Annotated in this window: 2 protein-coding genes; both read right to left on the minus strand. The window is 74.3% G+C overall.

The window, feature by feature from the left end; translation table 11 throughout:
* Nucleotides 1-179 precede the first annotated feature (179 nt).
* Entirely contained in the window at nucleotides 180-1,580 is a 1,401-nt protein-coding gene (locus tag AB0B50_RS29570; protein WP_362338521.1) for an MDR family MFS transporter, read from the minus strand.
* A complete protein-coding gene (locus AB0B50_RS29575) occupies nucleotides 1,577-11,635 on the minus strand; it encodes an amino acid adenylation domain-containing protein (protein WP_362338524.1) in 10,059 nt (3,352 codons plus the stop codon). Before AB0B50_RS29575 ends, AB0B50_RS29570 begins: the two co-directional genes overlap by 4 nt.

Genomic DNA, 11,635 nt, shown 5'->3' on the forward strand with positions numbered 1-11,635 from the left:
TGGTCCGCAGCGACGACTCCCCCTGTCCGCTGCTGGATTACGTCGCCTTCTTCCGGGCGGAGGCTGGTCATCGCGCTCTGCATCGTCGCCGTGGTGGTCTCGCGCTTCCGTGCCGAAGGCCCCCGTGACGAGTCGCGTGTCACGGGGGCCTTCGGCTGACCGGTCGGGTGGGTCGCCCGTCAGGGCTTCCCCGCGTGCGTGCGGGGCAGCCTCGTGGCGCCCGCCGCGGCGAGCAGGCAGAAGCCGAGGACCCACCAGAAGGTGTCGGCGAACGCCCAGGAGATGTCCGCGCCGCGGGCTGTCAGCCTCTCCTGCAGGACCACGGCGAGCGCCGCGGTGCCGAGCGAACCGCCCACCGTGTTGAGGAGGTTGAGCGCTCCGGCCGCACGCGGGATCTGCGCGGGCTCGATGCGGCTGTAGACGATGTTCATCACGGGCGCGCCGATCATGGCCATGCCGACGCCGCGGACCACGAGCGCCGCGGCGATCACGGCGTCCGCCGGGTCGTGGCCGAGCTGGGTGAACGGGGCCGTGCCCACCAGGATCAGCGCGATGCCGGTGACGACCAGGGTGCGTGGCGCGACCTTGTCGATCGTGCGGTTCACCAGGACCGAACCGGCCGCGGCGCCGATGCCCTGCGGGGCGAGCAGCAGACCCGCCTCCCAGGCCGAGAGGCCGCGGCCGGTCTGGAAGTACAGCGGCAGCAGGAACATCGTGCCGAACACCGACGCGCCCAGGACGAGCAGCGCGAGGGCGGCGGCTCCGAAGGGCGGCCGGGCGAAGAGGCGCGGGTCGACCAGCGGTGTGCCGCTGGTCCGCAGGCCGTGCACGGCGAACCCGACCAGCATCGTCAGGCCCGCCGCGATGCCGATCACGGCAGGGAGGGTGCGGCCGTGGGCGACCTCGGTCAGGCCGTACACCAGGACCGCGAGGCCGGGCGAGAGGAGCGCCGCGCCGCGCAGGTCGAACGCCGTCCGCTGCGGCGACGGCGGCACCACCGGCACATGGCGGCGTGCCAGCAGGATCGCGGCCGCGCCGATCGGCAGGTTGACCAGGAACAGCCACGGCCAGGGCGCGACCCCGAGGATGGTGCCGCCGACCAGCGGGCCGAGCACCGGGGACAGGAGCGGGACGACCGAGACGACGCTGATGACCCGCCCGGTGCGCTCGCGTCCCGCGATCCGGGCGAGCAGCGCCTGACCGGTGGCGGGAAGCAGCCCGCCGCCGAGGCCCTGGATCACCCGGAACACGATCAGGCTGGTGGCCGACCAGGCCAGCGCGCACAGCACCGAGCCCAGCAGGAACACGCCCACGGCGACGAGCCAGGTGCGCCGGCCGCCGAAGCGGTCGGCGAGCCAGCCGGACGCGGGCACGGCGCCCACCACCGCGAGGAGGTAGGCGGTGGACACCCACTGGATCTCGGCGACGGACGCGCCGAACTCCTCGGACAGGGTGTCGATGCCGACGCTGACGATCGTGGCGTCCACCGTGGCCATGAACGTGCCGAGCACGAGGATGAACGCGATCCGCAGCAGCGGTGCGTCCACCCGTGCGGGCGGGGCTGCGACTTTCTCGCTCACACTCGCTCCAGGAGGTCGCGCACGGCGTCGTCGAGGTGGCCGCCCAGGGTGCGGAGCAGGTCGAGGAGTTCCTCGGCGAGCCCGTCGACGTCCACTCCGGCCCGCTGGGCGAGCACGCCCGTCCAGCCGTCGCCGTCCGGCATGACCGTGAGGGTCACCGGGTGGTGGGTGGACTCGCGGAAGCGCGTGCCGACGACCGTGAGGCCGGGGGCGGGTTCGCGCAGGCGGTCCGGGTCGACCGGGTAGTTCTCGAAGACCACCAGGCTGTCGAAGAGCCTGGCCCTGCCGGTCAGCCGCTCCAGGTCGGTGAGCGCGACGTGGTGGTGCTCGACCAGCGTGCGCTGCCGGGCCTGGAGGTCCACGAGCGCCTCGGCGAGCGTGCCCTCGAGACGTGCCCGTACGGGAACGGTGTTGGCCAGCAGACCGATGATCTCCTCGACGCCCTCCAGCTCCGGAGGACGGCAGGCGACCATGGCGCCGAAGCAGACGTCCGCGCGTCCTGAGCGCCGCGCGAGCAGCACCGACCAGGCGCCCTGCACCAGCGTGTTGAGCGTCAGGCCGCGCCGTGCGGCGAGGTCGGTGAGCTCGGACACGAGGGCCGCGTCGAACGCGATGAGCTCGGGCTCCTGCCAGGCGGGGCCGGGCTCGGCGGCGCCCACCAGGTAGTCGCCCTCGGGCAGCCCTGCCAACTCCGCCGCCCACACGCCGAGTTCGGGTTCGTGCTCGGCGCGCCAGTTCAGGTAGTCGGCGAACGGCACCGGTGCGGGCAGGTCCGGCTCACGGCCCTGGACGCGTGCGGTGTAGAGGGTGAACAGCTCGGTGAGGATGCGCGGCGCCGACCAGCCGTCGGAGAGCACGTGGTGCGTGGTCAGCACCAGGTCGGCGAGTTCGGCACCGCGACGGATCACGGTCAGCCGTACGAGCGGGCCCTCGGTGAGGTCGAACGGCTCGGCCAGGTCGGCCGCGAGGACCTCGTCGGCGGGTCCTTCGGCCACCCGGAAGTCCGGCAGGGGCTCCTTGGGGATCACCGCCAGGTCGGCGGGGAACACGGCGCCCAGGTTCGGGTGACGGGCCAGCAGGTCGCCGCCCGCGCCCCGCAGGGCGTCGACGTCGAGCGGCCCGGCGAGCGAGAACGTCGACTGCACGGTGTACGGGTCGGGGCGCTCGGTGCGCGAGTGCCGCAGCATCACCTCCTGGAGCGGGGTGAGCGGCTGGACCTCGGCGATCGGGCGGTCGCCGCCGAGCGCGCTGATCTCCGGTGCGGCGGCGGTGCGTTCGGCCGCGGCACGCAGGTGCCCGGCGAGCTCCTCGATCTCGGCGGCGGTGAACAGCGCCGACGGCCAGGTGATCCGGATCCCGAGCGCGTCGTCGCGCACCAGGGCGTTGACCATCAGGCTGTGCGGCAGCGGCATCTCGTCCGTGCCGCCGGAGCCGAGCGGGTCGGCGTCCGGCGCCGGCTGCCACGGCGTCTCGTCGGTCGGGGCGCCGGGGAACTGACCGAGGTAGTTCCAGGCGACCTCCGGCTCCACCGGGTCGAGGAGACCGGCCGAGGTGAGGATGCCGTATCCGAGGCCGTCGCCCTGGGCGCGCAGCCGCTCGCCGACCGCGCGGACGTCGTCGTCCGCGTCGAGCCGTACGGGGTGGACGGCGGTGAACCAGCCCACCGTCTGGGAGAGGTCGACCTGTGTCGGCCTGCCGTGGCTCTCCAGTGCGACGAGCAGCTCCGGCGTGCCGCGCCAGGCCTTGACCGCCTGGGCGAGCGCCGTGAGGAGCACCGCGTCCGGGGTGGTGCGGTAGGCGGCGGGCAGCGTCGTGATCAGGGCGCGGGTCGCGTCGGCGCCGAGCCAGATCTCGTGGTGCGCCGCGGTGGCCGCGGTGTCCCGTGCGGGATCGAGCGGTGCGGTGAGCGCCTTGGTGGCGGTCATCCGCTGCCAGTGCGGCAGTTCGGCCCGCCGGTCGGCCTCGCGCAGGGAGCTCGCCCAGCCGACGAACGACTGGCCGTGCCGGGTCAGCGCGCCGCCCGAGTAGGCGTGCTCGACGTCGTCGAGCAGGACGCGCCAGGAGACGCCGTCGGCGACCAGGTGGTGGGCGACCAGGACGAGCCTGCCCGGACGCTCGGGCCCGGCGTCCACCCACAGGGCGCGCAGCAGCGGCCCGGTGCGGGGGTCCATCGCGTCGAGGGCCTCGGTGACGCGGGAGGCGATCAGGGCGCGCAGGTCGTCCGTCGCCGGTACGCGGGTCAGCACGTCGGCGCCGGTGACGGCGCCGACCTGCGGCACGCGCAGCGCGTCGTCGACGAGGTGGGCCCGCAGCACGTCGTGCCGGGCCAGGAGGGCGTCGAGCGCGGCCTGCCAGGTGGACTCGTCGCCGCCCGGCGGGACGCAGATCTCCACCCACTGGCAGAACCCGTCCGCGGCGGTGCCCGCGCGGCGCAGCAGGTCCTTCATGACCGGGGTCAGGGGCGCGTCGCCGGTCGCGGGCGCCGTGCCGCCGTCCAGGGCGCGGGCCCGTGCCGCGATGCCGGCGACCGTCTCTCCTTCGAAGACGTCCCGCGCGGTCAGGCCGAGGCCCTTGCGCCGGGCGCGGGAGACCACCTGCAGCGACACGATGCTGTCGCCGCCGATGGTGAAGAAGTCGTCGTCGGGCCCGATGTCCTCGGTGCCGAGGACGTCCTGGAACACGCCGAGCAGGATCGCCTCGGCCTCGGTGGCGGGCTCGCGGCGCGCGGCGGACGCGGCCTCGGGGGCGGGCAGCGCGGTGGGGTCGAGCTTGCCGCCGGGAGTCAGCGGCAGCCGGTCGATCTCCACGTACGCCGTCGGCACCATGTGGTCGGGCAGTTCGCCCGCCAGGTATTCGCGTACCTGCGCGATGTCCAGGTCGGCGCCGTCGGTCGGGATGACGTAGCCGACGAGGCGGTCCTCGCGCACGATGACGGCGCTGGCGCGGACGTCGGGGTGGCGGGTCAGCGTGGACTCGATCTCGCCCAGCTCGACGCGGAAGCCGCGGACCTTGACCTGGTGGTCGACGCGGCCGAGGAACACGATCTGTCCGTCGGGACGCCAGCGCACGAGGTCGCCCGTGCGGTACATCCGCTCCCCCGGCGCGCCGAACGGGTCGGCGACGAACCGCTCGGAGGTCAGGCCGGGGCGGCCGAGGTAGCCGCGGGCCACGCTGGGTCCGCCGAGGTAGAGCTCGCCCGTGACACCGACGCCGACGGGCTGGAGTCCGCCGTCGAGGACGTAGGCGCGGACATTGGGGTCGGGACGGCCGATGGGCAGGGGTCCCTGGTCGTCCGGGTCGTAGTGCCAGGTCACGGAGTTGATCGTGACCTCGGTGGGTCCGTAGGCGTTGAAGAGCGCCTTGCGTCCCTGGCCCCAGCGGCGCGCCAGCTCGGGGTCGAGCCGCTCGGCGCCGACGACGAAGAACACGTCGGAGGGGACCGTGCGGTCGTCGGGCATCGCGGCGAGGAACGACGGCAGCAGGTTGACGCCGGTCACGCGGTGCTCGGCGATGTAGTCGAGCAACTCGTCGCCGGGGACGCGCACTTCCTCGGGGGCGATCACCGACGTGCCGCCGGAGAGCAGCGGCACCATGGTCTGCCAGAACGCGACGTCGAAGCTGGTCGAAGCGAAGTGCAGATACCGGTCGTGCTCGGTGACGCCGACGACCTCCTCCTGCAGCGCGATCAGGTCGGGCACACCGCGGTGGGTGACGCCGACTCCCTTGGGGCGCCCGGTGGTTCCCGAGGTGTAGATGACGTACGCGAGGGCGTCGTCGGTGAGCTTCGCGCGTGCCTCGACCGGGTCGGTGTCGGGCACGGCGGCGAGCGTCGCCGGGTCGTCGAGGCGCAGCACCGGGATGTCGCGCTCGGAGGGCACGTCGGCGCCGGTCGTCAGGGCGGCGGCGGGGACGATGTCGTCGATCATGTACGCGAGCCGCTCGCGCGGGTAGCTCGCGTCCAGGGGGACGTAAACGGCGCCCGCCTTGGCCACCCCGAAGAGCGCCACGGTCATCTCGATGTCGCGGCCGAGGAGGACGGCGACCGGGTCCTGGGGACGGACCCCGCGCTCGATTAGCGCGTGGGCCACGCGGTTGGCCTGCCGGTCGAGTTCGGCATAGCTGAGGCTGCGATCGCGGCAGACCAGGGCCTCGCCGTCGGGCTTGCTGCGCACCCAGGCGTCGAACTCCTCCAGCCAGTGACCGCGGTCCCTGGCGGGGACGACCTCGGTGCCGGTGCGCAGCATCCGCGCCCGCTCCTCGGCGTCGAGGGAGGGGATGCGGATCGCGGGCCGTGCCGGGTCCTCGACGATCTCCTTCAGGAGGGTGTGCAGCCAGCGGCCGTAGTCGCGGACGGTCTCCTCGGCGAAGGCGTGCGGCTGGTAGCCGAGGCCGATCGTGATCTCGTCGTCGGGGATGACGATCACGGTGAGGGCGTAGTGCGTGGCGTCGGTGATGTCGACGCCCGCGAGGTCGAGCCCGGGGGCGAGCGGGGTGCGCTTGCGGCTGGAGAGCGGGAAGTTCTCCATCACCAGCATGGTGTCGAAGAGTTCGCCGACGCCCACCGCGCGCTGGATCTCGGGCAGGCCGACGTGGTGGTGGTCGGCGAGCGCCACGCTCTCGGCGTGCACGTCGGCCATCAGGTCCCGCGCCGTGCGGTCCTGGGTGTGCCGCACCCGCACCGGGATGGTGGTGCCGAGCTGGCCGACCATCGACTCCACGCCGTCGACCTCGGCGGGCCGTCCGGAGACGGGGCAGCCGAACACGACGTCGCGGCGCCCGGTGAGCCGGCCGAGCAGCAGGCCCCAGGCGGTCTGGAGGACCGTGGTCAGGGTGACGCCCTGGTCGCGGGCGAACGTGCGCAGCCGGTCGCTGAACTCCTGGCCGAGGCCGACGCCGACGCGGCCGGGCCGCTCGACGGCGGTGCCGACGCTCGCGGGCGCGAGGCGCGTCGCGTCGTCGACACCGGCCAGCGCGTCGCGCCACGCCTGCAGCGAGGCCGCGTGGTCGCGGCCCGCCAGCCAGCGGAAGTACTCCGACAGCGGAGGGGAGACCGGAGCCGCGGGGCCGCCGCCCAGCTCGGCGTAGATGGCGAGCAGGGTGCGACCGACCAGCGGCATCGACCAACCGTCAAGGAGGGCATGGTGGTTGGTGATCACCAGCTTGTGCTCGTCGGGGCCGATCCGGGACAGCAGGAAGCGGATCAGCGGCGCCTTCGCCGGGTCGAACGGCCGCGCGAGATCCGCGCGGACGGCTTCCTCGAACCGGTCGTCCTGACGCCAGTCCAGGGTGACGTCGGCGGGGATCACCTGCACGACCTCGTCCCCGGCCGTGCCCAGGTACACGCGCAGCGCGGAGTGGCGGCGCAGCAGTTCGCGCGCGGCCTCGGCCATGCGGTCCGGGTCGAGCGCGCCGACGAGGGTGGTCACGGCCTGGACGACGTACACATCGGTGTCCTGGTCGTCGCGGACCAGGGTGTGGAAGGAGAGACCGACCTGGAGCGGGGTGGCGGGCAGGACGTCCGCGATGCGGCCGACGCCGTCGGTGCGTTCGAGGGCGTCGATGGCCGCCTGGTCGAGGTCGACCAGCGGCAGGTCGGAGGGGGTGAGCCCGCCGACGGTGTGGCGGGCGTGCTCGGCCAGCGCGTCCAAGGCCGTGGCCCAGGCGGCCTGGAGGGCTGCCACGACGTCCGTGCCGAGCACCTCGGTCGCGGCCGTCCACTCGACGGCGAGCTGGGGCCCGCCCTCTTCGGTTCCCTCCTCGTGCACGAAGCAGTTGAGGGCGAGGACCTGTTCGAGGGCCTTGGCGTCGGGCTCGACGACCGAGAAGGCGTCGCGCTCCGGCAGGCGCCAGCCCTCGGCGGGCTGCGCGGCGAAGCGGCCCAGGTAGTTCAGGAGGACGTCCGGCGGCGGGGCCGAGGTGAACTCCGCGTCGACCGCCGGGTCAAGGGAGCGCAGCACGCCGTAGCCGATGCCGCCGTCGGGGACGCCGCGGCGGGCCTCCTTGGCCGCGCGCAGCACCCGCCCGACATCGCCGACGGAGGGCACGCGCACCGGGTACTCGCCGGTGAACCAGCCCACCGTGCGGGCCAGGTCGAGGTGTTCGCGGCCGTGGCCCTCCATCGTGACGGTCGTCGCGTCGCCGGTCAGGCCCCACTCGCGCAGGGCGAGCACGAGGGCGGCGAGCAGGACCTCGTCCACGCCTGCGCGGTAGGCCGCGGGCAGCGTGGTCAGGAGCGCATCGGTGACCTCGGGCGAGGCCACGGTGACCGACCGGTGTGCGGTGGCCACGGTGTCCTTCGTCTGGTCGAGGGGGCGGGCACCCAGACGGGAAGCGGAGTCCAACGCGGTGCGCCAGTAGGCGAGTTCGCCCTGTCGCGCACCGGACACGCCCTGCTCGGCGAGGAACAGCGCGTGCCGCCGCCAGGAGGTGCCGACCGGGGCGAGCGCGCCGCCGGCGCAGGCGGTGTGCAGGTCGGGCAGCAGGACGCGCCAGGAGACGCCGTCCATGGCGAGGTGGTGGACGACGAGGACCAGGCGGTCGGGGGTGCCGTCGCCGGTCCTCACGAGGGCGGCGCGCAGCAGGTCGCCCGAGCGCGGGTCGAGTTCACCGGCGAGGCGCCCGGCCAGCTCGGTCACGTCCTCGCCGTGCACCTCGTTGACGACGGCGCGCACCGCCCCGCGGGGCAGCACCTCCAGGCCGTCGTCCGCGCGCAGCCGCAGCGCGTCGTGGTGGTCGAGCACGGCCTGGACGCCCTTGGCCAGGTCGTCGTGGGCGAGTTGGTCGACGCGCAGGGCGGTCCACTGCGCGTATCCGGCGACGGTGTCCACGTCCGGGTGGGGGTCGAGCAGGGCGCGCACGATGGGCGGCGCGGGCACGGACCCGGTCGGGTCGTCGATGGGCTCGGCGGTGTCCTTGACCACCTCGGCGGAGGCGGCGAGGGAGGCGAAGCTGCGGCGGGCGAGCAGGTCGCGCGGGCGCAGCTCGAAGCCCTTGGCCCGCAGCCTGCTGCTGACGGTGATCGCGGTGATGCTGTCGCCGCCGAGGGCGAAGAAGTCGTCGTCCACACCGACCCGTTCGACCTCGAACACCTCGGCGAGGACGGCGCAGAGCAGCTTCTCCCGCTCGGTGCCCGCCTCGCGGCCGCCGCCGGAGACGGCGGGCGCGGGCAGGGCGGCGCGGTCGAGCTTGCCGTTGGCCGTGACCGGCAGTTCGTCCAGGACCACGACCGCGGCGGGCACCATGTGCTCGGGCAGCCGCTCGGCCAAGTGGGCGCGGACCGCTTCGGCGGTGGCGGAGGGGGACACCACGTAGCCGATCAGGCGCCCCGCACGCACCGTGGCGGCCGCCGCGGTGACGGTCGGCACCGCGCCGAGGGCGGCCTCGACCTCGCCGGTCTCCACGCGGTGGCCGCGGATCTTGACCTGGCCGTCGCCGCGGCCGAGGTACTCCAGGCCGCGTCCGGGAAGCCACCGGACGACGTCGCCGGTGCGGTACATCCGCTCCCCCGGCGCCCCGAACGGGTCGGCGACGAAGCGCTCGGCGCTCGCGCCGGGCCTGCCGAGGTAGCCGCGGGCCAGGTGCGGCCCTGCCAGGTACAGCTCGCCCGCCGTGCCGTGCGGCACCGGCTGCAGCGCGTTGTCGAGGACGTGGATCCGGGTGCCGGCGAGCGGGTGACCGATCGTCGGCTCGTCGCCTTCGACGCGGGCGGTGGTGGCGTCCACCGTCGCCTCGGTCGGCCCGTAGATGTTGCGCGCGGCGATCCCGGACTCGACGACCCGCCGCCACAGCGCGGGCGGGGTCGCCTCGCCGCCGAGGACGAGGAGCGCGGGGCGCCGCTCCAGGAGGCCGCCGTCGATCAGGGGCGCGGCCATCGAGGGCGTGGTGTCCACGACGTCGATGCCGTCACGGACGTACGCGGCGAGCAGGGCGTCGGCGTCACGGGCGGTCTCGGCGTCGTAGACGTGCAGTTCGTGCCCGCACAGCAGCCACATCAGGTGGTCGAAGGCGGAGTCGAAGGCGAACGAGTACGTGTGGGAGGCGCGCAGCGGCCTGTCCACCGACCGCTCGGCCTCGGCGACGACCGTGGACCGCTGGTGGTGCAGGAGCGAGGCGAGACCGCCGACCCGGCCGAGGACGCCCTTGGGGCGGCCGGTCGACCCGGAGGTGTGGATCACGTAGGCGAGGTGCTCGGGGTGGCGGGGCGCGGCCAACTCGTCGGCGCCCAGCGGCGCGTCGGAGAGGCCCGCGGCCTCGGCGAGCAGGGTGGTCCAGGGCAGTCCGTCGACCGTGCTGTCGGTGAGGAGGGGCGTGCCGTCGGTGAGGACGGGCGTGCCGTCGGTCAGGGCGACCGCGCCGTCGGTCAGGACCAGCGCGGGACGGGTGTCGTCGAGCAGTTCGCGCAGCCGCTCCGGCGGGTGCGCGGCGTCCAGCGGCTGGAACGCGGCGCCCGCGTCCATGACCGCGAGGAGGGCGACCACGGAGTCGGCCGAGCGCGGCAGGGCAAGGGCCACGATGTCCTCGGTGCCGATGCCGCGGGCCCGCAGCGCGCGGGCGACGCGGTGCACGCGGCCCGCCAACTCCCCCGCGGTGAGCCGGACGTCGCCGCAGACCAGGGCGGTGCGAGCGGGATCGGCCGCGGCCATCGCCGCGAAGGCGGTCGGTACGTCGACGGGGGTGCCGGGCAGGGCGGGCGGCGCCCAGTCCGCGAGGAGCCCCGCCACGTCATCGGCCAGGGCGATGCGCCCCACGGGAAGGCCGTCGGTGAGCCCGGTGAGCAGCGCGCGAAGGCCGGAGAGCTTGGCGTCGACCATGCTCTGGTCGGTGCCGCGGGCGTCGACCTCGAAGCCGAGCAGCAGTCCGCCGTCGCGGGTCGGCAGGACGCTCAGGCCCATGTCCTCGGGCGGGCCGCCCGCGACGTTGCGCATGACGCCGGTGGAGCCCGCGAAGTCGATCGCCAGGTCGAACGCCTTGAGGTTGATGCCCCGTCCGTGCAGCAGCGCGCCCGCGCCGGGCACGCCGAGGTCGCGCGGCAGGTCCTCGCCGCGGTAGCGCTGGTGGTCGCGCATCTCCTTCATCGCTGCGGCGACCCGCTTGCTCAACTCCCCGAGCCCGTCGCCGTGTTGCACGCTCACCCGCAGCGGGAGCACGTTGACCGCCATGGAGGGGGTGCGCAGTTCGATCGAGCCGGTCCGGCACATCAGCGGCAGCGCGAAGACGACATCGGTGCGGCCAAGGACGCGATGCAGGAACGCGGCGTATCCGGCGATCAGGGCCTCGCCCCAGGTGACGCCCTCACGGTCGGCGAACTCGCGCAGCCTGGCCAGCTCTTCGGGCGGCAGGACGGCACGGGCGGTCAGGGTGGCCTCGGGCGGGCCCGCGGCGGAGTCGGAACTTCCGGGGTCCCCCAGTTCGGGGAGCGGGGTGAACCGCTCGACCCAGTAGGCGCGGTCCTCGGCGAAGCGCTCGCTCTCGCGGTAGGCGCGGTCGGCGGCGACCAGATCGGTGAAGGACCCGAAGGTCGACGTGCGGGGTTCGGTGCCGTTCACCAGCGCGGTGTAGCGGGCGGCCGTACGGCGGGCGAGCATCGCCGCGGTGTAGCCGTCGAAGATCAGGTGGTGACCGAGCTGGGTGTACCAGACCTCGCGGTCGGAGAGCTTGATGACGGTGCGCGAGTAGAGCGGGATGTCCACCATCGTGCGGCAGGCCTCGCCGGTGCGGGCCCGCTCGGCGGCCACGAACGCCTCGGCGGCCGCCGCGGGGTCGGCCTCGCCGCTGAGGTCGACCACCCGGGGCGGCTCCACGGGCTCGTCGCCGATCCGCTGGCGCGGGCCCTCGGGGGTGTCGTACACCCGCAGCCGCAGGGTCTCGGCCTCCTCGGTGGTCGCCCTGACCGCCTCGACCAGCGCGTCCACGTCGACGGGCTCGTCGCCGGATATCTCCACGACGTCGCCGACCACGTAGTACGGCGAGTCCGGCTCCAGGCGCTGCGCGTTCCAGATGCCCAGCTGGGCGCTGGTCAGGTCGAGCAGTCCCTCCGAGGACACGATGGTGCTCAA

The sequence above is a fragment of the Streptomyces sp. NPDC041068 genome (genome assembly GCF_040647455.1).
GTDB lineage: Bacteria > Actinomycetota > Actinomycetes > Streptomycetales > Streptomycetaceae > Streptomyces.